This is a genomic window from Streptomyces ficellus (genome assembly GCF_009739905.1).
In the GTDB taxonomy this organism is placed as follows: Bacteria; Actinomycetota; Actinomycetes; order Streptomycetales; family Streptomycetaceae; genus Streptomyces; species Streptomyces ficellus_A.
The window spans coordinates 1,586,987-1,610,477 of record NZ_CP034279.1; the positions used below are offsets into that span (position 1 = coordinate 1,586,987).

The 23,491-nt window shown below is 73.2% G+C and carries 22 protein-coding genes; 11 read left to right on the forward strand and 11 right to left on the reverse strand.

Annotated elements, in window-relative coordinates:
- Positions 1-88: 88 nt before the first annotated feature.
- The 4 genes from EIZ62_RS06950 to EIZ62_RS06965 all read right to left on the reverse strand — a co-directional run bounded on the left by EIZ62_RS06950 (position 89) and on the right by EIZ62_RS06965 (position 2,701).
- Positions 89-559: a DUF6099 family protein gene (locus tag EIZ62_RS06950; RefSeq protein ID WP_156691845.1), complete on the reverse strand. Its 471-nt coding sequence runs from the start codon at positions 557-559 to the stop codon at positions 89-91.
- A gap of 125 nt (positions 560-684) precedes the next feature.
- Positions 685-1,065, reverse strand: a complete 381-nt coding sequence (locus EIZ62_RS06955) for a nucleotide pyrophosphohydrolase (protein WP_156691846.1) — start codon at positions 1,063-1,065, stop codon at positions 685-687.
- A complete protein-coding gene (locus EIZ62_RS06960) occupies positions 1,062-2,228 on the reverse strand; it encodes an AAA family ATPase (protein WP_156691847.1) in 1,167 nt (388 codons plus the stop codon). Before EIZ62_RS06960 ends, EIZ62_RS06955 begins: the two co-directional genes overlap by 4 nt.
- Positions 2,229-2,302: 74 nt before the next feature.
- Entirely contained in the window at positions 2,303-2,701 is a 399-nt protein-coding gene (locus EIZ62_RS06965) for a cell division protein SepF (RefSeq protein WP_156691848.1), read from the reverse strand.
- A 334-nt stretch (positions 2,702-3,035) separates the two neighbouring features.
- On the opposite strand from EIZ62_RS06965, the gene EIZ62_RS06970 reads away from it, so the two are divergent.
- Genes EIZ62_RS06970 through EIZ62_RS06995 form a run of 6 tightly spaced genes read left to right on the forward strand, consistent with a single transcriptional unit; the run spans position 3,036 to position 8,844 of the window.
- Positions 3,036-4,301 carry an ABC transporter substrate-binding protein gene (locus EIZ62_RS06970; protein WP_156691849.1) on the forward strand — a complete coding sequence of 422 codons (1,266 nt, stop codon included), beginning with the start codon at positions 3,036-3,038 and terminating at the stop codon, positions 4,299-4,301.
- A complete protein-coding gene (locus EIZ62_RS06975; RefSeq protein ID WP_341873933.1) occupies positions 4,298-5,443 on the forward strand; it encodes a carbohydrate ABC transporter permease in 1,146 nt (381 codons plus the stop codon). The genes EIZ62_RS06970 and EIZ62_RS06975 overlap by 4 nt, the downstream gene beginning before the upstream one ends.
- Positions 5,443-6,246 (forward strand): carbohydrate ABC transporter permease, encoded by an 804-nt coding sequence (locus EIZ62_RS06980; RefSeq protein ID WP_156691850.1) that lies wholly within the window; start codon positions 5,443-5,445, stop codon positions 6,244-6,246. Before EIZ62_RS06975 ends, EIZ62_RS06980 begins: the two co-directional genes overlap by 1 nt.
- Positions 6,243-6,950 carry an amidohydrolase family protein gene (locus EIZ62_RS06985; RefSeq protein WP_156691851.1) on the forward strand — a complete coding sequence of 236 codons (708 nt, stop codon included), beginning with the start codon at positions 6,243-6,245 and terminating at the stop codon, positions 6,948-6,950. Before EIZ62_RS06980 ends, EIZ62_RS06985 begins: the two co-directional genes overlap by 4 nt.
- Positions 6,947-7,723, forward strand: coding sequence for an amidohydrolase family protein (locus EIZ62_RS06990; protein ID WP_208827806.1), 777 nt, complete (start codon positions 6,947-6,949; stop codon positions 7,721-7,723). The genes EIZ62_RS06985 and EIZ62_RS06990 overlap by 4 nt, the downstream gene beginning before the upstream one ends.
- Entirely contained in the window at positions 7,720-8,844 is a 1,125-nt protein-coding gene (locus EIZ62_RS06995) for a DegT/DnrJ/EryC1/StrS family aminotransferase (RefSeq protein ID WP_156691852.1), read from the forward strand. The genes EIZ62_RS06990 and EIZ62_RS06995 overlap by 4 nt, the downstream gene beginning before the upstream one ends.
- Positions 8,845-8,898: 54 nt before the next feature.
- Here the strand turns inward: EIZ62_RS06995 and EIZ62_RS07000 are convergent, their stop codons facing one another.
- Positions 8,899-9,867, reverse strand: a complete 969-nt coding sequence (locus EIZ62_RS07000; RefSeq protein ID WP_156691853.1) for an LLM class flavin-dependent oxidoreductase — start codon at positions 9,865-9,867, stop codon at positions 8,899-8,901.
- 179 nt (positions 9,868-10,046) lie between these two features.
- Between EIZ62_RS07000 and EIZ62_RS07005 the strand changes: the two genes are divergently transcribed.
- On the forward strand, positions 10,047-11,084 hold the full coding sequence (locus EIZ62_RS07005) for a dihydrodipicolinate synthase family protein (RefSeq protein WP_156691854.1): 1,038 nt from the start codon (positions 10,047-10,049) through the stop codon (positions 11,082-11,084).
- Between the two features lie 7 nt (positions 11,085-11,091).
- Here the strand turns inward: EIZ62_RS07005 and EIZ62_RS07010 are convergent, their stop codons facing one another.
- The 4 genes from EIZ62_RS07010 to EIZ62_RS07025 are packed head-to-tail and all read right to left on the reverse strand — an operon-like array spanning position 11,092 to position 15,963.
- A complete protein-coding gene (locus EIZ62_RS07010; RefSeq protein WP_244375517.1) occupies positions 11,092-13,173 on the reverse strand; it encodes a PQQ-binding-like beta-propeller repeat protein in 2,082 nt (693 codons plus the stop codon).
- A 47-nt stretch (positions 13,174-13,220) separates the two neighbouring features.
- Positions 13,221-13,979 carry an amidohydrolase family protein gene (locus tag EIZ62_RS07015; RefSeq protein WP_156691855.1) on the reverse strand — a complete coding sequence of 253 codons (759 nt, stop codon included), beginning with the start codon at positions 13,977-13,979 and terminating at the stop codon, positions 13,221-13,223.
- A complete protein-coding gene (locus tag EIZ62_RS07020) occupies positions 13,979-14,842 on the reverse strand; it encodes a hypothetical protein (protein WP_244375519.1) in 864 nt (287 codons plus the stop codon). The genes EIZ62_RS07015 and EIZ62_RS07020 overlap by 1 nt, the downstream gene beginning before the upstream one ends.
- Positions 14,839-15,963 (reverse strand): DegT/DnrJ/EryC1/StrS family aminotransferase, encoded by a 1,125-nt coding sequence (locus EIZ62_RS07025; RefSeq protein WP_244375521.1) that lies wholly within the window; start codon positions 15,961-15,963, stop codon positions 14,839-14,841. Before EIZ62_RS07025 ends, EIZ62_RS07020 begins: the two co-directional genes overlap by 4 nt.
- A 257-nt stretch (positions 15,964-16,220) precedes the next feature.
- On the opposite strand from EIZ62_RS07025, the gene EIZ62_RS07030 reads away from it, so the two are divergent.
- The 3 genes from EIZ62_RS07030 to EIZ62_RS07040 all read left to right on the forward strand — a co-directional run bounded on the left by EIZ62_RS07030 (position 16,221) and on the right by EIZ62_RS07040 (position 20,057).
- Complete coding sequence (locus tag EIZ62_RS07030) at positions 16,221-17,471, forward strand: response regulator (RefSeq protein ID WP_156691856.1); 1,251 nt, start codon at positions 16,221-16,223, stop codon at positions 17,469-17,471.
- A gap of 46 nt (positions 17,472-17,517) precedes the next feature.
- Entirely contained in the window at positions 17,518-18,612 is a 1,095-nt protein-coding gene (locus EIZ62_RS07035) for a mandelate racemase/muconate lactonizing enzyme family protein (protein WP_156691857.1), read from the forward strand.
- A 104-nt stretch (positions 18,613-18,716) separates the two neighbouring features.
- On the forward strand, positions 18,717-20,057 hold the full coding sequence (locus EIZ62_RS07040; protein ID WP_156691858.1) for a heparan-alpha-glucosaminide N-acetyltransferase domain-containing protein: 1,341 nt from the start codon (positions 18,717-18,719) through the stop codon (positions 20,055-20,057).
- 23 nt (positions 20,058-20,080) lie between these two features.
- Here the strand turns inward: EIZ62_RS07040 and EIZ62_RS07045 are convergent, their stop codons facing one another.
- Both EIZ62_RS07045 and EIZ62_RS07050 read right to left on the reverse strand, forming a co-directional pair.
- The gene (locus tag EIZ62_RS07045) at positions 20,081-20,641 is read right to left on the reverse strand and encodes a GNAT family N-acetyltransferase (RefSeq protein ID WP_156691859.1); all 561 of its coding nucleotides are present in this window, start codon (positions 20,639-20,641) and stop codon (positions 20,081-20,083) included.
- A 708-nt stretch (positions 20,642-21,349) separates the two neighbouring features.
- Positions 21,350-22,822 carry a DHA2 family efflux MFS transporter permease subunit gene (locus EIZ62_RS07050; RefSeq protein WP_156691860.1) on the reverse strand — a complete coding sequence of 491 codons (1,473 nt, stop codon included), beginning with the start codon at positions 22,820-22,822 and terminating at the stop codon, positions 21,350-21,352.
- A 104-nt stretch (positions 22,823-22,926) separates the two neighbouring features.
- Here EIZ62_RS07050 and EIZ62_RS07055 point away from each other — a divergent pair, with 104 nt between their 5' ends.
- Positions 22,927-23,418, forward strand: a complete 492-nt coding sequence (locus EIZ62_RS07055; RefSeq protein WP_156691861.1) for an FBP domain-containing protein — start codon at positions 22,927-22,929, stop codon at positions 23,416-23,418.
- The last annotated feature ends 73 nt before the right edge of the window (positions 23,419-23,491 follow it).

The following is a 23,491-nucleotide window of genomic DNA, read 5'->3' on the forward strand; positions in this document are numbered from 1 at the left end:
GCCCGGTCCGCACCGCCGGGTCCGGGGCGGCCCCGCGACCGCCGGGCGCCCGGTCGCTCCCGGGCGGCGCGCCGGGAGTGGCGACGCGTCAGGCCGGGCCGGCGGAGGAGCCGGCGGTGTCGGGAGGTCTGGCGCGCTCGCGGACGGCGAGCCGGCGGACCATCTCCCGGACCCGGTCACCGGCCTCGTCCGCGGCATCGATCGCTTCGATGCACTGCCAGTACAGTCCCTCCTCGTCTGTGGCGCAGGCGACGCCGACCAGGGCGATGCCCACCTCGCCGAGCAGCGCGCCCAGGTTGATCAACGTGGCCCGCACGTCGGCTATGTGCGTGAGCCGCAGGGCCCGCGCCGGGCGGCCCGGACTCGCCCCGCCGCGGCTGCCCGTCTCGCTGAGCCCCCGCGCCTCTCCCCTCAGCTCCGGTGGTCCGGTCCGCGCGACGTGGCTGCCGATCGCCTGCGCGAGCAGCTGGGCCTGCCAGGCCTCCCCCACGATGTCCAGCGCCACCCGGCTGTCCGCCAGGGCGCGCCGGCCGGTCGCGATGAGTCGCTCCGCTTCCATGTACGCCGCCCCCGTTCGTACGACTGTCCGCCCATCAGTTCACTACCCAGAGTGAAGGTGAATGGACCCAAAAGCCAGGGGAATTCGGAAATCTGTGGACAGGAAGCTCAGTGTGAATAAGTCGATCACTCCGTAGAGTGACGATCGGGCTCGTTGGACGCCCTCGCGGCACGTCCCGGCGGCCGTCCGACGGGGAACCGCACCTCGTTGCGGTCGATCTTGGCGGACAGCGCGGCCAGCGGATCGACGCCCAGCGAACCGCAGAATTGGAGCAGGTAGGCCAGCACGTCGGCCACCTCGTCCGCCACCCGGTGCGCGGTCTCCGGGTCGTCCATCACCCGGGCGGCCTCCTCGGGCGTCAACCACTGGAAGATCTCCAGCAGTTCGGCCGCCTCGACGCTCAGCGCCGCCGCCAGGTTCTTCGGCGTGTGGTACGGCTGCCACTCCCGCGAGGCCGCGAACTCGGCGAGCCTGCGCTGCAATCCCTGCACATCCAGTTCCGTCACGGATTCAGGTCTACCACCGTCACACCGGTGCGACCGCGGGCGGCCCTCGCCCCCGCCTCGCCGACGGTCCCCACCAGCCGGATGTGCCCGTCCGCACAGATCTGCGCCGCCAGCGCCGCCAGTTCCCGGATCTGGCGCCGGTCGAGTCCGCGGTCGAACCCGTCGGCCAGCACGGTGAGCGTCTGCATCGCGTGCGGCACCTCCGCCGCCATGTCCATGGACAGCACGCCGGGCCCGGTGAGCAGCACGAGCGCGAGGGCCAGGAAGCGCAGTTCGCCCTCGCCGAGCCGCTCCACGGGCGTGCCGCCGTCCCCGCCACGGCCCAGCACCGCCCGTACCGTCCCGTCGGCGAGCTCCTCCACGTCAAGGGCGCTCACCGGTCCCGCGCAGCCGGAGCGGGCGACCGCCGCGAGCCTGGCGTGCCGGCGCGGGCAGCCGGTGCGGGTGCGGTGGAGCACCTCCGCGAGGTTGTCGCAGCCGCGCCGCAGCCGTCCGTCGCCCGCCACCACGGGCGTCCGCATCCGCTGGGGCTGCGGGTCGCAGGGGAAGACGGAGCGGAGGGCCACGACGACCTGTTCGGCGGCGGCCAGGACGTGGCGTTGTCCCTCGGTCTTGCCCGCCACCCGCAGCGGCAGCAGCGCCGTGCCGAGCCGGTCGCCGGGGAGCGGGGCGCGGGTGACCGGCACGGAACCCGCGGTGTGCCACTCGGCCTGCACCGTGCCCCGGCCGGGGTCACGCAGCGCGGTGGTGAGCAGCGTGCGCCCGTCCCCGTCCGTCAGCCGCTCACCGGCGATCCGCAGGACCGGCTCCGCCTGGACCGCCAGGTCGAGGCGCACCGGTCCGGCCGGGCCGTCCACGGTGCAGCCGATCCGGAAGCCCCGCCGCCCCTCCGCGTCCGCCTCCGCGCGTTCCGGCACGCACCCGGCGGGCTCGGGGAAGGCGGCGGCGAGGGGGACTCCGGCGGCGAGCAGGGCGAGTGCCTCGTAGGCCTGTAACGCGCTCGACTTGCCGGTGCCGCTCGCGCCGGCGAAGAGCGTCACCGGTCCGAGCCGGAAGGCGGCGCCGCGGTGCGACTTGTAGGCGGACAGCCGCAGCTCCGTGACGGCCGGGCGGGCCGGCGCGACGGAGGACGGCAGGGACGTGGAGGGGCGGGTTGCGTGCATGCTCGGACCGTACGAGCGGCTTCCGGTGCTGAACCGTTCCGGCCGGGAACGACTCCTACGAATGAGGGAACCGCCTAGGAATGGGGAACCGCCGCGGCGGCGGCGCCCTCGACCTCCGTGCCGGCCGGGGCCAGCAGGAAGACGTTCCGGTCGACGCGGTGCATCCCGCTGCCGAGCCCGAAGACGACGCCGCTGCTGAAGTCCAGGATCCGCTTGGCGACGTCCGTGTCGGCCGCGGTCAGGTCCAGCAGGACGGGGATCTGCGCGACGAGGTACTCGGCGACCTCCCGCGCGTCGGCGAACACCTGCACCCTCAGTACGACCATGCGGCGCTGCTCGGCGGCCTCGTAGTCCTGCGGGATCGTGCTGTGGTCGACCCTGGAGGGCCACTCGTTGCGTCCCCGCAGCGGGACGACCTGTGCCAGGCCCTCCCACTGTTCGTCGGTGACGTCGTACCTCTCGTACCTACTCATAGGCCCTATCCTCGCCTCCCTCACCCGTTCGGCCCAACTGCGACACGAGGGGGATGTCCGGGACGGGCGTCGGCGGGGCCGCCGCCCACCGGGACGATGCGCGGCGGCACCCGGGTCCGCCGCCGCGAGCTGACGGCTCGTCGGAAGCCGCACGGACAACACGAGGTGACGTGTCGTCCGAATGAGTGGGGTGCTGGCTCCAGTGCGGTCGAGGTGGCCTGCCGGGTGGCCACGGGCGACGCGACCGCGCAGCATTGACAGTGCAAAACAGCCCAGCTACTTTCGGCCCAGGCCGAAACTGTCCAGGTTTTGACAGGCCTTCCGGAGGCCCAGCATGAAGACAGGGTTCAAGCGCGCCACCGTTCCTCTCGCGATCCTCACCCTCACCGCGCTCACCGCGGCCGGGTGCAACAGCGCCGACAGCGGCGCGGGGTCGAACAGGGTCACCGTCTGGATGTACCCGGTGATCATGGATCCGAAGGCCAATGCCGCCTACTGGGACGGCATCGAGAAGGGCTTCGAGGCGGCCCACAAGAACGTCGACCTCGCCATCGAGCAGTTGCCCTGGGAGAACCGGGACCAGAAGCTGGCGACCGCCTTCGGCAGCGGCAAGGGACCGGACGTGGTGCTCCTCGGCCCCGACCAGATCCCGCAGTTCCAGGCGAACGGCGCCGTCCAGCCCGTCGACCGGGCCATGGAGAAGTCCCGGGCCGCCTTCCGGCCGACGGCGCTCGAGGCCATGACGCAGGACGGCAAGGTCTACGCGGCACCGATCTACCACACCGTCACGAGCACCCTCTACAACAAGAAGCTGCTGGACAAGGCGGGGATAAAGGAACCGCCCGCCACCTGGGACGCGCTGCGGGCCGCCGCGCCGAAGCTGAAGCAGGCCGGCGTCGCCACCCTCGACTACAGCGCGAGCAACGAGGCCTCGCTCAACATGAGCTTCTATCCGCTGCTGTGGCAGGCGGGCGGCAAGGTCTTCGACGAGAGCGGAAAGAAGACCGCGTTCAACAGCCCCGAGGGGGTCGAGGCGCTCACCTTCCTCGTCGACCTCTACAAGAGCGGTGGCGTGCCCAGGTCCGCGCTGACCAACGCCAACCTGTTCACCGACCACGCCCTGGGCAAGGGGCAGGTCGCCATGGGCTACACCAACACGCCTTCCGACGCGGTGCTGGCCGGGACGGCCTGGGGCAAGGAGAACGTGATCGTCGGCCCGGCCCTCAAGGGTCCCAGCAAGCAAGTGTGCTTCGGCATGCCGGGCGGCCTCGGCATCAACGCCCGCACCAAGAACCTCGCCGGTGCGGAGAAGTTCGTCGCCTTCATGACCGAGCCCGCGCAGATCGCGTCCATGGGCAAGGCCGGCGGCTTCTTCTCCCCGCGCACGGACGTCGCGGTCGCCAGCGACAACCCCTTCGCCAAGGAGTACGAAGCGGCCCTGGCCCACACCTTCCCCGGCGAGCCGCACCCGGCCGCACGCCAGCTGATGGCGCTCATCACGCCGGAGATCCAGGCCGCGCTCACCGGCAAGAAGACACCCGAACAGGCGCTGGCGGCGGCCGCCGGGGAAGGCGACGACCTCCTGGCGCGTCAGCGTTGAGCAAGGTCGAACCGCGCGAGGCGTTCCCCGATGAACCGGAGCCCTCGGAGCGCGCCGCCGCGAGGCACGGACGCACGGCCGGGGACGGCGCGCCCCCGGCCGGTGCGCCACCGGCACCCGAGGTGGCACCCGAGGCGGTGGCGGCGGCGGTCGTCACGGGCGACTCGCGGGGCACGGTGACGGTGACCGGCACCCTGGCGAAGGCGCCGCCGGGCGGTCCGGCGGACATCCCGCCGGGCGGCCCCGGAAGCGGTCCGGGCGGGCGGCGGTGGAGCCCGGTGCGGCGGCGGGAGGCACTGGTCGGGCTGGCATTCGTGGGTCCGATGCTGGCACTGTTCCTGGTGTTCCGGTTCGGGCCGACCCTCGGTGCCGCGTTCCTGTCGCTGACCGACTACCGGCTCAGCGGCGAGTGGGACTTCATCGGCGCGGCCAACTACACCCGGCTGCTCCAGGACGACCTGTTCTGGGAGAGCCTCGGCGTCACCGCCGTCTACACCGCGCTGTACGTGCCGATGACCGTCCTGCTCGCGCTCGGCACGGCCGTGCTCCTGCACCGGACGCTCTGGCTGCGCGGCTTCTTCCGGGGGCTGTTCTTCCTGCCGTACGTCACGAGCATCGTCCTGGCCGCGGTCATCTGGAAGTGGATCTACGAGGTCGAGGACGGGCTGCTCAACACGGCCCTCGGCGCCCTGGGCCTCGGCCCGGTCGACTTCCTCGGTGCCGACTCCCTCGTCCTGCCCTCCATCGCGGCCGCCTCCGCCTGGAAGGGCTTCGGCTACTCGATGCTGATCCTCCTCGCCGGGCTCCAGTCCATTCCCCGCGAGGTCGCCGAGGCCGCCACCATCGACGGGGCGAGCGCCTGGCAGCGCTTCCGCTGGGTGACCCTGCCCCTGCTGCGACCCGTGCTCTTCTTCGTCCTCGTCATCGAGGCGATCCAGGCCTTCCAGGTTTTCGACGCGATGTACGTCATGACCGCCGGCGGTCCGGTGCGGGCCAGCTACTCCCTCGTCTACTTCCTCTACGACTCGGGCTTCAAGTTCTTCGACTTCGGCTACGCGAGCGCGATCGGCCTCGTCCTGTTCCTGATCGTCCTCGTCTTTTCGCTCATTCAGCGCCGGCTCATCGGAAGGGAGGAGGACTGATGGCGCGGCTGAGGCTGCCGGTCCTGCTGGTCCTGGTCGCGTTCGTGACCGTCACCCCCTTCGTCGTCATGGTGCTGGTGGCGTTCGCACCACCCGGTGGCCGGACCCTGCCGGGCGCCTTCGACGTCACCCGTGCCACCCTGCGCAACTTCACGGACGTCCTGGAGAGCGCCGACATCACCCAGTGGGCCCTCAACTCGCTGATCTACTCGCTCGTGTCGGTGCTGCTCATCCTGCTGTTCGCGTCGATGGCCGGGTACGCGTTCGCCAAGAAGCGCTTCCCGGGGCGCGAGGTGCTGTTCTGGGCTTTCCTGGCGACGCTGATGGTGCCGTTCCAGGCGACCCTGATCCCCTACTACATCCTCGTCTCCGAGATGGGCGGCGTGGACACGTACTGGGGTCTGATCGTGCCGACCCTCGCCAACTCGCAGGCCGTGTTCCTGATGCGGCAGTTCATCGTGCAGCTGCCCGACGAGCTGTTCGAGGCGGCGAAGATCGACGGGGCGTCGGAGTGGCGGGTCTTCACCACGGTCGTGCTGCCGCTGATCCGGCCGGTCCTCGCCACCCTCGGCGTGTTCGTCTTCCTCTGGCACTGGAACGACTTCCTGTGGCCGCTCGTCATCGGCCAGTCGGAAGGCATGCGGACGCTCACCGTCGGGCTCGCCACCCTGGAGGGCGAGAACGTGACCATCAACCAGATCATGGCGGGCGCCACGATCACCGTCATCCCGTGCCTCCTCGTCTTCGGCCTGCTCCAGCGGTACCTGACCGACTCCATCGCCACCAGCGGCCTCAAGTCATGACCACCGTCGTCGACGTCAACCGAACCCTCGGTCCCCTCCCCCACGACGACGTCCCCAGCAGGGACGAGGCCGGCCTCGTCGCCGAGCTGGAACGGCTGCGCATCGACACGGCCTGCGTCGTCCACTCCCACGCCGTCCACGGCGACCCGCGCGACGGCAACGACCCGCTGGCCCACGTCGGCGACCCCAGGCTGCGGCCCGTGCCCGTCCTCGTACCCGGGCCGCTCGGCACCGGCCCGTGGGCGGGCGGGGCACCACTGGTGCGCCTGTGCCCCCGCCGGCACGGCTGGTCCCTCTCCGGGCCGCACGCCCACCGGCTGCTCGCCGAGCTGGCGGCGCACGGCACGGCCGTGCTGCTCGCCTGGGACGAGGTGACGTCCGGCGAGGTGCACCGGCTGGCCGCGGCCGGGCCCGCGCCGCGCGTCGTGCTCACCGGCACGGGCTACCGCGCGCTGCGCGAACTCGCCGAGCTGCTGGAGACCCACCCCTCGCTGTACGTCGACACCTCCACGCTGTGCGGCCACCGCCAGGTCGAGTGGGTCGCCGGGCGGTACGGCGCCCACCGGGTGCTGTTCGGCACGGGCGCACCCGTCACCGACGACGCCGGGCCCCGGTATCTGCTGGACACCCTGGACCTGCCCGCGGCGGACGCGGCGCTCATCGCCGGCGGCAACGCGCTGCGGCTCCTGGACGGTGCACCATGAGCCCGGCCGGACGCACCGCCATGGACGTCATCGACGCGCACGGGCACATCGGACGCTGGTCGGCGTTCGCCGTCCCGGACGGTTCGGCGGAGAGCCTGGTCGCCATGATGGACCGCTGCGGGGTCGCCACCGCCTGCGTGTCGCACCTGCTCGCGGTGGGCCCCGACGCCCGCGCCGGGAACGCCCTGCTGCTGGAGGCCCTCGAGGCGCACCCCGGCCGGCTGCTCGGCTGGGCCGTGTACCAGCCGCACGACCCGCAGGCCCCCGAACGGCTGCGGGACCTGCTGGACGTCCCCGGCGTCATCGGGGTCAAGCTCCACCCCGAGGTGCACGAGACGGCGCTCGACGACCGGGCGTACACACCCGCGTTCGAGGCGGCGGCCGGGCGGAGGCGGCTCGTCCTCGCGCACAGCCAGCACGGCAGCCCCTGGTCGGACGCCCGGCACTTCGCGGCCGTCTCGCCGCGCCACCCGGGCGTACCCCTGCTGATGGGCCACGCGGGCCTGTTCCCCGAAGGGCTGCGCCCCGCGATGGAGGCCGCGGACCGCTGCCCCGACCTGGTGCTGGAGACCTGCGGCTCCCGGATGACGGCACGTCACCTGGTCCGGATGGTCGCCGGGATCGGGGCCGGCCGGGTGGCGTTCGGCTCGGACGCCGTCTTCCTCGACCTGCGCACCGGGCTCGGCCGGGTGCTGCTCGCCGGCCTGCCGGAGGCGGACCGGGAGCAGGTCCTGCACGGCACGATGGACACCCTGCTCAAGGGCATCGTGTGACCGCGCCTCCACAGTGGCCCGCCTGGCCCCCGCCGCCGACCGGCGAACAGCGCCGGGCCCTGCTGCGGGTCCTGGACAGCGGCCGGTGGGGAGCCACGAGCGGCACCGCCACCGAGGAGTTCGCGGCCGCGTTCGCGCGGCGCGCCGGCGTGCCCCACGGGGTGTGCACCGTCAACGGCACGGTGGCGCTGTTCCTGGCGCTGCGCGCGCTCGGCGTCGGCCCGGGCGACGAGGTGATCGTGCCCGCCTACACGTTCGTGGCGAGCGCGACCGCGGTGGCGCTCGCGGGCGCCGTCCCGGTCGCCGCCGACGTCACCGCGGCGACCCTGCACCTCGATCCGGAGGCCGCCGGGGCGCTCGTCGGGCCGCGCACCAAGGCGGTCATGGCGGTGCACCTGGCGGGGGCTCCCGCCGGCACGGAGGCGCTGGGCGCGCTGGGGCTGCCCGTCGTGGAGGACGCGGCGCAGGCGCACGGCGCCGCCCGGCACGGCCGCCCGGCCGGCTCCCTGGGCGATGTCGCGTGCTTCAGCTTCCAGTCGGGCAAGGCGATGACGGCCGGGGAGGGCGGCATCGTGGTGACCGGCGACCGGGCGCTCCACGAGCGCGTGTGGTCGCTGCACAATGTGGGCCGGAGCCCGTCGGGCGGCTGGTACGAGCATCCCGAGCCGGGCTGGAACCTGCGGATGACGGAGTTCCAGGCGGCGCTCCTGCACCCGCAGCTGGACCTCCTCGACGGCTGGCTCGACCGCCGGGCGGGCGCCGCAGCCGCGCTCGCCGGGGCCCTCGGCGGCGTACCGGGGCTGGACCTGGTGCCCGCACCGCCCGGCACGACGCGCCACACCTGGCACCTGGCCATGCTGCGGTACGACCCCGCTGCCTTCGGCGGCCGGCCGAAGGCGGAGTTCCTGTCCGCGATGGCGTCCGAGGGCGTACCGCTGGAGGCCGGTTACCGGTCGCTGAGCCGGCTGCCGTACGTGGCCTCGCCCGCGCCCTGCCCGGTCGCCGAGGCGGCGGAGGAGCGCGTGGTGTGGGTACGGCAGCCGATGCTGATGGCGGGCGAGGCGGCGATGGCGTACATCGCGCACGCGGCCGGAAGGGTCCGCCGCCGGTTCGGGTCGTGACCGGCGCGCCGCTGGTTCGGGTCGTGACCGGCCCGCCCGTACGGCCGGGAGGGATCAGGACGTGAGCGCGCCGAACGCCTCGATCGCCCGCAGCGCGTCCGCCTGGGGCATGCCGGGCGGCTGGACGCGCAGGACGATGCCGTCGGCGCCCATCTCCTGGTACCGGCCGATCCGTTCGGCGCACTCGGCGGCCGAGCCGATGACCGACCGGGCGACGATCTCCTCCCATGGCTGGGCGTAGCGGGCGGCGTCGGCGGAGGTGCGCTTCCAGTCGCCGTACGCGTCGTACAGCCCGCGCAGCGGGCCCTCCAGGGCGGCCCGGGCCCGGGCGGTGGTCGGGGCGGCGTAGCCCTCGCGGCAGACGATGACCTCGGCGCCGAGGGAGCGCGGGCCGCGCGGGTAGGAGCGGTAGTCGGTGATCTTCTTGGGCAGTTCCTCGTCGGTCTCGTTGAAGGACGTGGTCCAGCCGTCGCAGCTCCAGGCGGTGCGCTCCAGGGCGGCGGGGACGCGTCCGCCGTTCCAGATGAGAGGGCGGGGCCGCTGGAGGGGCCGGGGCGACAGGAAGGCTTCCTCGACGGTGTAACGGCGGCCCTCGTGGCTGACCTTGTCCTCGGTCCACAGCCGGGTGATCAGCTCCAGGCACTCCTCGAAGCGCGACACGCGCTCCGTGGGCCGGGTGCCGTAGAGGGCGAACTCCTCGGGGCGATAGCCCAGGACGAACCCGGCGGTGAGGCGGCCCCCGGAGAGGACGTCGATGTGGGCGAGGGTCTCGGCCAGCATCACCGGGTGGTGCACGGGCGCGATGAGCCCGGCGGTCGCGAGGCCGATCCGGTCGGTGTGGGCGGCGAGGTACGCCAGTGAGGTGAGTGCCTCGTGGTAGCCGGGCCGGTGCAGGTGCCGTTCGCCGAGGACGGCCCAGGTGAAGCCGGCCTGTTCGGCGAGGCGCACCTGTTCGACGGCGTCGGCGAGGCGGGGCCGGTCGGAGCGGTCCGCGTAGAGGTTGACGTACAGGCCGAGTCGCATCGCAGCGCCGTCCCTTTCCTCGGTGGCCCTCGGTGTCCGTTCCTTTACGGTCCGGACCGTAAAGGCTAGCGTGTCGGCGACGACCGCGACAGACGGCGCGACAGGCGCCGCGACGGACGCCGCGCAGGACACCGCGCAGGACACCGCGACATGACGCCGTGACAGACGGGAGCGTGCCCATGACGGCCACCGAGGACCTCGTACGGCGGCTCCGGGGGACCGTCCTGCCGGCGGTGGCGACCCCCATGGACGCCGCCGGGGTCGTGGACACCGCCGCGCTGCGCGGGTACGCCGAGCGGATCGCGGCCGAGCCGATCGGCGGGGTGGCGGTGTGGGCCCACACGGGCCGGGGGCTGTACCTGTCGGAGGAGGACCGGCGCCGGGTCCTGGCGGTGTGGCGGGAGACCGTCGGGCGGCCGGTGGTGGCGGGGGTCGGTGTGCCGCGCGGGGCCGGGGTGGTGGACCTGGCCGGTGCGGTGGACGCGACGGTCGCGATGGCGGTGGCCGCAGCGGAGGGCGGCGCGGACGCGGTGATGGTGTACCCGCTGGCCCAGCTGGACGGGGACGACGACGCGGCGGTGGAGCTGCACGAGCGGGTGGCGGCGGTGAGCGGGCTGCCGGTGGTGGGGTTCTTCCTGCACGGGGAGGCGGGCGGCTATCCGTACCCGCCGCGGCTGGTGGAGCGGCTGCTGGCGCTCCCGTCGGCGGTGGGCGTCAAGCTGGCCACGCTGGACCGGGCGATGGCCTGTCAGGACGCCGTCCGGGCGGCGGGCGGGAGCGGCCGCCTGGTCATCACGGGCGAGGACCGGATGTTCGGGCCGTCGCTGATGTGGGGCGCGGACACGGCGCTGGTGGGGATCGCGGCGGCCCGGGTGCCGTTGACGCTCGCGGTGCTCGACAGCTGGCGGGCGGGCGAGCACGGGCGGTTCGTACGGGCGTCGGCGCGGCTGGACCGGTTCGCGGAGGCCACGTTCCTCGCGCCCATCGAGGGCTATGTGCAGCGGATGCTGTGGGCGGCGGTGTGGGAGGGCCTGATCCCGGAGCAGGCCGCGCACGACCCGTACGGCCCGGATCTGCCCGCTGCGGAGCGGCGGGCCGTCGTCGCCTGTCTGGAGGCGCTCGCCGAGGAGGACGCCCGGGCGGCCGGCACCGGGGTGGTGGACGCCCGGGAGCCGGGCGTCCACCGGGACGGGGACGACGCCCCGGCCCTGGCCTGACGGAAGGTCAGTTGGCGAGCCGGCCCTTGAGGATCGCCTCGTACTGGGCGCTGATCTGCGGCGGGGTGCCGTAGGGGCACAGCGGGTTGAGCCGCAGCCGGGCGAGGGCGCGGGTGGACACGCCCCAGGCGTGCCAGGTGGCCCGCTCCCAGGCCAGTTGCGGCGGGTTGTACCAGCCGTCGCCCAGGCCGCCGAGGACGAGGTCGGCCTCGGTGTCGCCGGTGTCGAGCGGGCCGAGCCGGTAGACGGAGCCGCCGAAGACGGAGGCGTACACCTGGCCGAAGTGGACGCTGATCTCGCCGTAGCTGGGGAGCTTGCCGGTCCGCAGGACGGTCCGGGACTCGATGTCCATCGCGAACCAGTTGCCCGACTGCCGCTTGTAGACGCCGTAGAGGATGCCCCGGTGGACCTCGATGTGCTGGAGGCTGGCGTTGCCCTCGACCGGGGTGACCTCCCACAGCACCTTGCGGCTGCGCACGTCATAGGCGACGACCGTGGCGCTGGGCCGGGTCGGGGTGACGCTGCCGCCGCCCCAGGTGTCCCCGGCGAGGTAGGCGGTGCGGTGGCCGATCCGGTCGTCCAGGGCGACGGCCATCACGCTCTGGTCGGTGATGACGTCCTTGTGGACGGTGAGCCTGCCGCGCGAGCGCTCCACCAGGGTGAGGGCGCCCTTGAGGCCGCCGGCCGGCGGCGCGCTGGCCACCAGCAGCAGGTCCTGCTCGGGGACGTACGCCATGTCGGTGGGGCGCTGCTGGTCGTTGTCGATGAAGCCCATGGAGCGGACCTTGCCGCGGCCGGGGTCGATCTCCAGGAACTCGGTGCTCGGGTACATCGCCGCGTACACCTTGCCGCCGACCACCCGGAGCGTCTTGGGTTCGCCGGGGATCCTGATGCGTTTCGAGGTGCCGTGCGCGGGACGGTGGGTCGTCAGGGAGTAGTGCCCGCCGACGTGGACCGTGCCGCCGGGTTCGTACGCGATGGACTGGACGGGATCGGGGCCGGACAGGCCGACGTCGATCAGCTCGACGACCTCGGACTTCTTGGTGGCGAGGTCGAGCCACCACAGCCGGCCGCTGCCGACGGCGCCGAGCATCCGGCCGCCGGGGAGGGGGACGAGGGCGCGGTGCTCGTCTCCGGTGGCCGGGGCGGTGACCGCGACGAGCGTGTCGCCGTCGCGCCGGTAGACGGTGCCGGTCGGGCGGCCGACGCAGTAGAGGGTGCCGTCCGCGGTCACCGTCATGGCGTCGCCGATGCGTTCGGGCGCCGGGATGGGGATCACCCGGGCGTCGCTGCCGTCGGGGGCGAGGTCGACGACGGACTTGCCGAAGGAGCCGAGGACCCGGCCGCCGTGGGCGAGGAGCGCGGACGCGCCGCCGTACGGCTCGGGCGTGATGCTCCGTTTGACGCCGGTGACGCGGTCGTACGCGACGATGAAGCCGCGCGGCAGGGTGCCGGCGTAGACGTACCTGTCGTCGGCGGCGATGGCGCGGACGTACTGCTCGCCCGCCATGGCGGCGCCGAGGTTGCGCAGCGTGCCGGTCTGCGGCTTGTACTCCCACACCTCGCCGCGCGGGCTGGTGCCCGCGTACACCGTGCCGTCCGGGGCGGTGGTGAGGCACCACACGAAGCCGCCGGCGGGGCCGATGGTGCCGATGCGGGTGACGGTGCCGGTGGCGGGGTCGATGCGGTGGACGTCGGGGAAGGGGTACGTGCCGATGTAGACCTGGCCGCCGGAGACGGTGGCCGCCCAGCCGCCGTCGCCCCGGTCGAGCCGGAAGGTTCTCTTGAGTCTTCTGGTGGTCAGGTCGATCTCGCCGACGAGGGTGGGGTTCTGCCCGCGGGCGACGACGTAGGCGTGGTCGCCCAGCACGGTGGTGCCGACGATCGCCGCCGTCAGGGACGCGACGCCGTACGTGGAGACCGGGGTGCCGGAGCAGCCGCTGCCGGCCGCCGTGCTCCCGGTGTCCGCCGGAGCGGGTCCGGCGAGGGGTGTCGTGGCGGCGTGCGCCGCGCTGGGGGTGATGGTCGCTCCCGCCGCTGCCGCCAGGGTGAACCCGGCTCCGGCGTTGAGCAGTCGCCTGCGTTCCATGCGTCCCTCTCCTGTTCCGGTGGTCCTGTCCGGTGGTTCGGATCGCCTCACACGACCGGTGGCAGTGCCGTGCCGACCTTCAGGCCGAACAGCTCCGCCGCGTTGCGCCACAGCACTCGCTCCAGCTCGTCCTCCGTGAACCGCGCGTCCCGGATCACCCCCAGGGACACGCAGGGGTCGATCAGTGTCGCGTCGGTGCCGAACAGGATCCGCTCGACGGGGACCCCGGCCTCGCGGGCGTACGCGACACGGCCCGCGTCCGTGGCCGTACGGCAGTGCTCCAGGTAGAGGCGGTCGCAGGCGGCCGCGGCGTGGGCGGCCTCCCGCCAGGCGTCGCCGCCCGCGTGACCCATGATCACGCGCAGTCCGGGCCGGGCCTCCACCAGTTCGGGGAGGAGGGTGACCTCCCGCCCCCAGGTGTGCAGCAGGAGCGGTACGCCGGCCTCGGCGACCACGTCGAAGGCCTCGGCCATCTCGCGGCAGCCGGGCATCCGGCCCGGGTAGTGCGTGTGGATCTTGGCGCCGACGAACCGGCCGGTGTCCAGGCAGCGGCGGAGGTCGGCGGCGCTCTCGTCGACGCGGTTGGGGTTGACGACGGCGTACCCGTACAGCCGGGGCCGGCTCTCCAGGGTCTCGCGCAGGGCGGCGTTGCCGGCGAGCGCGTCGTACACCACGGCCTCGGACGCCGACACGATCTGCAGGTCGATGCCGTAGCGGTCCATCTGGGCGATGTTGGTGTCCGCGTCGCCGGCCGTCAGGTGGAACTGCCAGCGGCCCACGTGGGCGTGCACATCGATGATCGGCATCAGGCGAGCAGCTCCTCGACGTTCTTGGTGGCGATGGCGGCACGGTCGTCGGGCGAGATGTCGGCGTACCGCAGCTTCATCGTCTGCGGCGAGATGTCCATGAACGGGGTGCGGGAGCCGAAGACGAGGTGACGCGGGCCGACGGCGTCGACGGCACGCTCGATGGAGTCGGGGCCGGACAGCATGCGGGTGGTGGCCCTGAAACCGGGCTCGTCCCGGGCCATCAGCAGGAAGTCGGCCAGCAGGTAGGCGTGCAGGTCGAGGAAGACCACGTCGGCGCCGCGGTCGGTGAGCGGCGGCCCGAAGCGGCGCGGGTCGCCGTCGTGGAGCAGCACCATGCCGCGGTCGATCGCCAGCTTCACCACGCGCCGGTAACCGGGGAAGCCCGGCTCCGCCGCCTGTTCGAGGGTGAACAGCCGCAGGAAGCGGACCCCGGCGGCGGCCAGTTCGTCGAGACGGTCCTCGGCGGTCAGGGCGTCACGTACGTCGACGGTGCCGACGGGCAGCAGCTCGGGGCAGTCGTCGAGGTCGCGGATCGTCTCGGCGTTGCCCGCCTCGTCGTCGAAGAGCGGGCCGCGCGTCGACAGGGCGAGCGCGTTCGCGACGGGCGACCGGCGCAGATGGGCGCGGACCTCGTCGAGGCCGGTGTCGTGGGGGTGGCGCGGCCACGGTCCGTAGAGGACGTCGACGTCCCAGCCGATGTGCTCCTCGGGGCTGGGCCGGAGCCACTCGTACGTGCGTTGCGCCGACTCGCTCGTCGGGCCGCCTGTCGGTTGTTGTGCCGAGCCGCTCACCGGTTGTTGCGTCGAGCCGCTCGTCGGTCGCTGTGCCGAGCCGTTCGCCGGTCGTGTCGACTCGCTCATGAGGTGGCGACCTTCCCCAGCGCCTGCGCGATCCGGTCCACGTCGTCCTCGCTGTAGGCCTCGTTCCACGGCAGAACCAGCAACGTACGGTCGATGAGCCGCTCGGCGCGAGGACACAGGCCCGGCGGGTACCCGGACAGTGCCGGATTGGCGTACAGCGGGCGCTCCAGATAGCCGGGCAGGGCGGGCACGCCCAGGTCCCCCAGCGCCTTGGCCCAGCGGGCGTTGTCGTCGACGAGCAGCGGGACGACCCACCAGGCGTGCCCGGTGCGCCGCTCGGGCATCGTCACCCCGGGCAGTCCGGCGACGGCCTCGGCGAGGCGCCGGGCGCTCGCGCGGCGGCGGGCGACGACGTCGGCGACGCGCGTCAGCTGGGCGCGGGCGACCGCCGCGACCAGCTCCGTCATGCGGTAGTTCAGGCCCATGGTGCGGTGGATGCGGCCCTCCGTCCGGTCCCAGCCCTTGTCCATGAACAGCTTCATACGGGTGGCGAGCGCGGGGTCGTCGGTGATGGCGAGACCGCCGTCGCCGGCGGTGATGTGCTTGTACTGCTGGAGGCTGAAACAGGCGATGTCACCGGTGGTGCCGAGCAGCCGGCCGTCGCCGTCCTCACCGAGCCAGGCCTGGGCGCAGTCCTCGATGAGCAGCAGCCCGTGCCGGTCGCAGATGTCCCTCAGCCGGGCCGTGTCGGCGGCACCGCCGAACAGGTGAACGGCGATGACGGCCTTGGTACGGGGGTTGACGGCCGCCTCGACGGCGTCGGGGTCGAGGTTCCCGTCCTCCTCGCGGACGTCGGCGAACACGACCCGCCCGCCCTGCGCGACGACCGGGGCGACCGTGCCGAAGTCGGAGATGGGGGTGGTGACGACCTCGTCGCCGGGGCCGACTCCGGCGGCGGCGACGGCGAGGTGCAGCGCGGCGGTTCCCGAGCTGCAGGAGACGGCTTCGGAGCGCCCGTACAGCCGGGCCATCTCGCCCTCCAGCGCCCGGGTCTCCCGGCCGAAGGCCCCGCACAGGACGCCCGAGTCGAGGACCCGGAGCACCGCCGCGCGTTCCTCCTCGCCGAACGTCCTTCCCCGGGGATCCAGAACTGTGGGCAGCGGCATTTCCCGTTGCGGCATCGGGGGATTATCCTCTCGGCAGCACGCGATTATGGCCTGGGCCGAAAGTAGAACCCCCGTCGACGGCCGTCAATCAGGCGTCACCGAGCAAGTCCCACAGCACCTCCCACGCACCCCCGAAGCACCTCGCACCACACCTCACAACGCAGATCCGAGCACGCGTCCCACCGCAGTTCCGAGCACGCGTCCCACCGCAGTCCCGAGCACGCCTCCCACCGCACGTCCCATCGCTCCACCCGGCAGAACGGAGACCGACCATGCCGCTCACGGTCGGCGTGATAGGTCCCGAGGACCTCGTCCAGAAGGTGGTCGCCGTCGGCGACCGGGCCGGATCCGCCCGGCTGCTTCCACTGCCGTACCGTCACGAGGCCGAGACGGTCGCCGTGGTGAGGGACGCGCGGTCGCGGGCGGACGCGCTGCTGTTCACCGGCGTCGTGCCGTACGCGCTGGCCGACGGCGCGGGCGTGCTGGACCGGCCGGCGATGTACGTGCCGTACAACGGGGCGACGCTGCTGCGGGCGCTGGTCGAACTGCTGCGGCTGGGGCACGACGTGTCGCGGGTGTCGATCGACACGCTGCGCCGCGAGGAGGTGCTGGAGACGATGGCGGAGGCCAAGCTGCCCACGGACCGGGTGCGGGTGCTGCCGTACCGGCCGGGGCTGACCTCCGAGGACGTCGTCGACTTCCACCTGGACGCGCGCGACACGAGGAAGACCAGGGTGGCGATCACCTGTCTGGGCTCGGCGTTCCACGTGCTGGAGCAGCACACGCACGCGGTGCGGCTCGCCCCGTCGCGGCACTCGATACTGGCGACGCTCCAGGCGCTGGTCCTCGACACGGCGGGGCGGCACAGCGGTGACGCCCAGGTGGTGCTGGGCATCGTCGACCTGCCGGGCGCGGCGGGGGACGACCGGCTGCCGGAGGACATACGCGTGCTCGGCGGCAGCCTGGCCGAGCTGCCCGACGGGCGCCGGCTGGTGGTGACCACGCGCGGGGTGCTCCAGACGGCGACGGAGCAGTTCACCCGCATCCCGTTCCTCGACGGCCTCGCGGCGCGGCACGGCACGGCGCACGTGGGCTTCGGCCTCGGGCGTACGGCGGCGGAGGCGGAGGCGCTGGCCCGACGGGCCGTCAACCGGGCGCGGGCGGCGGGCCCGGCGGCCGCGGTGGTGTCCATGGTGGACGACGTCGACATCGTGATCGGCGCCGGATCCGCCGGGGCGGGCGGCCCCGAGGCCGAGTCCGCGGTGTTCCCCGAGAGCCCCGCGCTGCTGGCCCGCCGGGTCGGCCTGCACCCGCAGACCCTGGACCGGCTGCGGGAGCTGGCCGCGAAGGACGGGGACGCGGGCGTCACCGCCCACCATGTCGCCGAGCACCTGTCCGTGCAGCAGCGCACGGCCCGCCGCATCCTCAAGCGCCTGGAGCGGGCGGGCGTCGCCGTACCGACCGGCAGCCGTCAGGAGGGGCAGACCGGCCGTCCCCCGATCGTCTACCGGGTTCTTCTCTGACCGGTTCCGCGGATTGCGGCCCGGGCCGAAACCTAGGAGCTCATCCGTGAAAATCGCCTCGTTCCACACCCGGGTCGTCCGTGCCCGCTACCGCCGGCCGTTCGTCATCAGCAGCGGCACCAGCCCCGACCTGGTCAGTCTCGTCGTGGAGGTGCGGACGACCGACGGAGCCTCGGGCTTCGGCGAGGCCTCGCCGATGACCGCGTACACCGGCGAGACCCTCGCGGGGCTGTGCGCGGCGGTGACCGAGCACGTCGCCCCCGCTCTCGTCGGCCGCGACCCGCGCGACCTGGCGGGCGCCCACGCCGCGATGGACGCCGCCATCCGCGGCCAGCACCTGGCCAAGGCGGCGCTCGACCTGGCGTTGCACGACCTGGCGGGGCGCGCCGCCGGATGGCCGGCCCACCTGCTGCTGGGCGGTGGGCAGGTGGCCGGGACGGTACCGACGACATGGGTGGTGGGGCTCGGCACGCTCGACGAGATGGCCGAGGAGGCGGCACGGTACGCGGCGGCGGGCTTCCGGCACGTCAAGCTGAAGGGCGGCGACGACCCGGCGCTCGACGTGGAACTGGTGACGACCGTGCGCAAGGCGGTGCCCGAGTCGGTGGAGCTGTCGCTGGACGCCAACGAGGGGTACGCGCCGGGCGAGGCGGCCCGGACCGTGGCCCGGCTCGCGGACGCCGGACTGGACCTGGTGGAGCAGCCGTTGCCGCGCTGGGACCTGGAGGGGCTCGCCGCCCTGCGGGCACGGGGCGGGGTGCGGGTCATGGCGGACGAGTCGGTGCAGTCGGCGCACGACGCGCTGGAGGTGGTGCGCCGGGGCGCCGCCGACGTACTGAACATCAAGATCCTGAAGGTGGGCGGGCTGTACCGGGCGCGGCAGATCGCGGCGCTGGCCGAGACGGCGGGACTCGCGGTGAAGGTCGGCACGATGCCGGAGCTGGGGGTGGCGACGCTCGCCGCCGCGCACCTGTCGGCCGCCCTGCCCCACGCCACGGTCCCGCCGGACCTGGTGGGCCCGCTGCTGGTCGAGGACGAGCCGCTGGCCCCGGCGCCGTTCGCCGGGACTCCGGGAACGGGCCTGGTGGAGCTGCCGCTCACGCCGGGGCTGGGGCACGGGCTGGAGGGCTCGACGGACTGACGTCCTCGCGCACCCCGGTGAGTGCGTTCCCCGCCCAGGCATATACAAATGAACCGACAACGGGACAAGGGGACCGAGGAAGAGCGCGGGGGCGGGACAGCACGGTGACGCACATATCCACGGCGGGTACGACGGGGACGGCGGGTACGACGGGGACGGGGGATCCGGCGGGGACGGGGGATCCGGCGGACGCGTCGGGCACGGTGGGGCGGGAGGACGCCGCCGGGCCGGGCCGGCGCGCCGGGGAACGGCTGATCAGTGTCGACGTGGCCCGGGCCATCGCCGTGTTCGCCATGTTCGCGGCCCACATCGGTCCGCCCGCCAAGCCGGAGGGCGCGGGCCACCTGCTGGTCGCGTTCGACGGGCGGGCCCCCGCCATCTTCACCCTGATCGCGGGCCTGTCCCTGACGCTCTCCCGGGGCGGCACCCGGCCCCGGCCGCAGCCCGCCGGCGCGTGGCGCGGGACGCTCGTCAAGTGCGCGGTGCTGGCGGGGCTGGGACTGGCGCTGACGGAACTGCGGTCGGGGATCGCCGTGATCCTCACGTTCTTCGCACTGTACTTCCTGGCCGCCGAACCGCTCGCCCGGCTGGGCACCCGGGCCCTGACCGCGGTCGCGGCGGTCTCGGTGGTCGCCGGTCCAGTCCTGTCGTACGTCCTGGGCCCGTACTTCGGCTACCGCGTCGTCGGCCGCGGGCGCTACCCCGGCTTCGAGGCGGTCACCAGCTGGTCCGGGTTCACCGACGCGCTCGACACGCTGCTGCTGTCCGGCGCGTACCCCTGGCTGACATACTTCCCGTACGTGGTCGTCGGCATGGCCCTGGGACGCCTGGCCGACCTGCGCCGGCCCGGCACCGCGCGCCGCCTCCTCGGGTGGGGCGCGCTCGTCACGCTCGCCGGGCACGGTCTGTCCGCGCTGGCGCTGGGGCCGGGCGGCGGACGCGAGGCGCTGCTGCGGGCGATCGGGCGGAGCCACGCGTACGCGCTGAACACCCCCGACCCGGTCCAGGCCGTCCTGGGCCGGCAGGCGGGCGCGATCCCCAGCACGTCACGGGCCTGGCTGCTGGTCGACGGGCCGTACAGCCAGACCCCGTTCGAGACGGTCGCCAACATCGGCGCGAGCCTGCTGCTGCTCGGCCTGACCGTCGCGGTGTGCCGCGGGAAGCTGAAGACGCTGCTGCGCCCGCTGGCCGTCGTCGGCACGATGGGCCTGTCGGTGTACGCGGTCCACGTCGTCGCCCGCGCCGAACTCCACCCCCACCACGGCTGGCCCGCGCTCGGCGCCTTCTGCGGGGTGTCCCTGGTGGCGTGCGCCGTCTGGGCGTTCGTCTTCCGCACGACGCCCCTGAGGCGAGGACCCCTGGAGTGGGCGCTGCACGCGCTGATGCCGAAGCGGTCGCGGGCGGCTGTGCGGTCGGGCGGCGGATCCGGCGCGGTGGAGGGCTGAGGGGGCATGGTGGGGGGTTCGGCTCAGGGGCAGGGCATGCTCATGTAGAGCGCGGTTTCGCCCTCCGAGGGCGTGCCGTCGTAGAGGGTGGTGTCCAGCCCGCAGAGGGTGAAGCCCATGCGGCGGTACGCGTGGATCGCGGGCGCGTTGATGTTGGTGACCTCCAGCCAGATGTGTCCGGCGCCCCGCTCACGGCCGAACTCCACCGCCAGCGCCATCAGCCCCCGCCCCACCCCGCGCCCCCGGTGCTCCGGGGCCACCTCGATGTCCTCGACGGTCAGCCGGCGGTTCCAGTCGGCGTACGACACGGTCACGAAACCGGCGACCGGCCCGCCGGCGGGCCCGAGGGCGACGAACGTGCGGGATTCCGGGTCGCCCTCGTCGTCGCCGCCCGACTCGTGCTCGGGGAACACCTTGGTCAGGGGCGGGTCCACCGGCACCTCCCGCAGTGCGAACCCGTTGTCGTCGGCGGTCACCCGGAAGACGGTGCGGGTGGTGAACGAGCCGTCCAGCGCCTCGATGACCTCACGGTCCTCGGGAAGGGCGGTGCGGTACCGGTACGTCGTGGCGTCGACAGAGGTCATGGCACGACGCTACGACCACGCCGACCGGCACGGGCACACCGCCCCCCTCTGTGGCTCTGGATCCGGGAAACGGCTCCTCCTGCGGACGGTTGTCAGTCGTCGGCCCCGGCCGTGGCGAGGCACTCCGCCACCGTCAGGAGCCGCTTTCACGGTGACAGTCGTGCGGGCTGAGGGATCGCCGACGACAACGGCCATCGTCTGCGTCGCCAATCGTTCCGGCAGTTGCCCTACCAGCGGTTTCGGCTCGTCCTTCCACCACAGGCCGTACACCCCGATCCCCACGCCCGCGGTGACACAAGCCACGACGGCACAGCCAGATTGCGCATCTCACCCATAGGACCCTCCCCGGCCCTGCCTTACGCGACAGGGACGGGAGCAGGGTGAGGCCATGCCGTCCTGTCATGGCCCTCGGATCGCAGGGCGTGACGGACCGCGTCCATGGGTCCTTCCTTCAGCGGGTACTTCCTTCAGCTGGTACCTCCATCGGCCGGAGCCGCGACGGTGGAGGCGGCGGACCGGGTCCGTGCCCGCCACCCAGACCCGCGTGGTCACTCGCCCCACTTCATGCAGATGCCAAGCGGCCAGGGAAGACCAGTGCCCTGCGTGAAGTCTTCGGCCGGCCTCGACACGGCCCTCCTCCTCCGGCCCCGGGCCGCGAGTCCCCGTTCAGCGCGGGACCGCCTCGGACGCCGCGCAGGTACGGCCGGTTCACGCCTGCTTCGGCGCGCCCGGGGGGAGGAACAGCGCGGGGACTGCGGTGAGGCCCACGAAGAGCAGGGCCCACCAGAACACGGCGCTGAAGTCGGCCGAGGCGCCACCGGCCACGTAGACGTAGTGCTGCAGGAGCAGCGCGACGGTGGCGGTGCCGACGGCGCCGCCGAGCTGCTGGGACACGGCGTTCGCGGTCGTCGCCGCGGGCACGCTGGTGGCCGGCAGCGAGTGGTAGAGCGTCACCATGATCGGCGACGACGCCAGGGCGAGGCCGATGCCCTGCGCGAACAGAGCGACGAGCAGCAGGACGGTCACCTCGCCCGTGTCGGCCACGGCGAAGGTGGTGAGGCCCGCGGCCACGAGCAGGAGTCCGCCGAGCACGAGCAGGCGGGGGTTGCTCTTGGTGTCGATGACCCGGCCGACGAGCAGCACGGCGACCGCCGTGCCGATGCCCTGCGCCACCATGATGGCTCCCGCGCCCAACGGGCCCTTGCCGCCCGCCTGCTGGAAGAACAGCGGGACGAGGACGACGACGCCGTAGAGGCCGAAGTTGTTCAGCAGCGTGATGGACGTGGACGCGGTGAACGCCCGGTCGCGGAAGAGCGAGAAGTCCACCACGCCGGGGGTGCGCGAGCGGGCGGCCCGGATCCCGTGCGCGGCCAGGAGGGCCAGGCCGATCGCGGCCGGCAGGAAGACCTGCGGGCTCGTCGCCGCGGTGCCCTTGGCGAGATTGCTGAAGCCGAGGATGAGGGCGACGAGGCCGCCGCCCATGGTGAGCAGTCCGGCGACGTCAAGGCGACCGGGCGCCTCGCCCTTGGAGTTGGGCAGGTTGCGCGCGGACAGCACGACGACCGCGAGGATGATCGGTACGTTGAGGAAGAACGCCCACCGCCAGGAGAGCTCCTGGATGAGCGTGCCGCCGAGCACGGGACCGAGCACCGGCGCGACCAGCAGCGGCACGGCCATCATCGTCATCATGCGGCCCATCTGGGCCCGGCCCGCGACCTCGACGACGATGATCCGCATCAGCGGGAAGAGCATGCTGGCGCCGAAGCCCTGCACGACCCGGAACGCGATCAGGCTACCCATCGACCAGGCGGTGCCGCACAGCAGCGAACCGATCAGGAAGACGGAGAGCGACGCGATCCAGGTGTGGGCCGCGCCGAAGCGCTGCGCCGCCCACCCGGTCGCCGGGATCACCGACGACATCGCGAGGAGGTACGCGGTGGAGGCCCACTGGGCGTCCGCGAGGCCGACGCCGAAGTACTCGGTGAACGAGTGCATGGCGACGCCGACGATCGTGGTGTCGAGGAGGGCGACGAACGCACCCAGGGCCAGGACGAGTGCCACGACGACGGGCGAGCGCTCCGACTGTGGCGAGCCCCCTGCCTGCGGCAGCCGCTCCGACTGTTCGGGCGGCTCGGCCGGTACCCCCTCCTCGACGCTCGTGGTGCTGGTCTCCTCGGACATGGCTTTCGCCTCTCTACGCACGATGAAGGGGATGGAGCACGGAACTCTACCTAGGACCCCTTGGCAATTGCCTACTGTACATAGATGTTGTTACGGTCAGGATCATGAAGGAACTGACCGACCCGGAAATCCGCGCCTCGTTCGTCAACTGCAGCAAGGGCGAGGCCTCCCGCCTCACGACGCCGCGGGGTCTCCCCGAACTGCCGTGGGAGGACCTCGACTTCCTCGGCTGGCGCGACCCGGCCGCTCCGCAGCGCAGCTACCTCGTGGCCGAGCACGAGGGCCGCCTCGTGGGCCTCGCCTTCCGTCTGCCGTCCCAGCGGGGCAGCCTGCGGCACCAGTCGATGTGCTCGATCTGCCTGACGACGCACCCGGCGAGCGGGGTGACGCTGATGACCGCGCGCCGCGCACGCCAGAGCGGCGACGGCGACGACACGGTGGGCGAGTACGTATGCAGCGACCTCGCCTGCTCCCTCTACGTCCGGGGCAAGAAGCGGGCCCAGCCCGGGGGCCGCATGAAGGAGTCGCTGACGGTGGACGAGAAGGTCGAGCGCCTGCGGACCAAGCTCGCCGGCTTCCTCAACACGCTTCTCTGACGCTCCTGACGCATCTGGCGCCTCTGGCGCCGCGTCGCGTACGGGTCGTCGATCCCGCCGCGGGCTCTGGCAC

Coding starts and splice junctions, on each gene's coding strand:
- EIZ62_RS06950 (WP_156691845.1), bottom strand. CDS start 559: ATGGAAGCGGAGCGACTCATCGCGACCGGCCGGCGCGCCCTGGCGGAC.
- EIZ62_RS06980 (WP_156691850.1), top strand. CDS start 5,443: ATGGCGCGGCTGAGGCTGCCGGTCCTGCTGGTCCTGGTCGCGTTCGTG.
- EIZ62_RS06965 (WP_156691848.1), bottom strand. CDS start 2,701: ATGAGTAGGTACGAGAGGTACGACGTCACCGACGAACAGTGGGAGGGC.
- EIZ62_RS07010 (WP_244375517.1), bottom strand. CDS start 13,173: ATGGAACGCAGGCGACTGCTCAACGCCGGAGCCGGGTTCACCCTGGCG.
- EIZ62_RS07030 (WP_156691856.1), top strand. CDS start 16,221: ATGCCGCTCACGGTCGGCGTGATAGGTCCCGAGGACCTCGTCCAGAAG.
- EIZ62_RS07050 (WP_156691860.1), bottom strand. CDS start 22,822: ATGTCCGAGGAGACCAGCACCACGAGCGTCGAGGAGGGGGTACCGGCC.
- EIZ62_RS07000 (WP_156691853.1), bottom strand. CDS start 9,867: ATGCGACTCGGCCTGTACGTCAACCTCTACGCGGACCGCTCCGACCGG.
- EIZ62_RS07015 (WP_156691855.1), bottom strand. CDS start 13,979: ATGCCGATCATCGATGTGCACGCCCACGTGGGCCGCTGGCAGTTCCAC.
- EIZ62_RS06970 (WP_156691849.1), top strand. CDS start 3,036: ATGAAGACAGGGTTCAAGCGCGCCACCGTTCCTCTCGCGATCCTCACC.
- EIZ62_RS07025 (WP_244375521.1), bottom strand. CDS start 15,963: ATGCCGCAACGGGAAATGCCGCTGCCCACAGTTCTGGATCCCCGGGGA.
- EIZ62_RS06960 (WP_156691847.1), bottom strand. CDS start 2,228: ATGCACGCAACCCGCCCCTCCACGTCCCTGCCGTCCTCCGTCGCGCCG.
- EIZ62_RS06985 (WP_156691851.1), top strand. CDS start 6,243: ATGACCACCGTCGTCGACGTCAACCGAACCCTCGGTCCCCTCCCCCAC.
- EIZ62_RS07020 (WP_244375519.1), bottom strand. CDS start 14,842: ATGAGCGAGTCGACACGACCGGCGAACGGCTCGGCACAGCGACCGACG.
- EIZ62_RS07005 (WP_156691854.1), top strand. CDS start 10,047: ATGACGGCCACCGAGGACCTCGTACGGCGGCTCCGGGGGACCGTCCTG.
- EIZ62_RS06990 (WP_208827806.1), top strand. CDS start 6,947: ATGAGCCCGGCCGGACGCACCGCCATGGACGTCATCGACGCGCACGGG.
- EIZ62_RS07045 (WP_156691859.1), bottom strand. CDS start 20,641: ATGACCTCTGTCGACGCCACGACGTACCGGTACCGCACCGCCCTTCCC.
- EIZ62_RS07055 (WP_156691861.1), top strand. CDS start 22,927: ATGAAGGAACTGACCGACCCGGAAATCCGCGCCTCGTTCGTCAACTGC.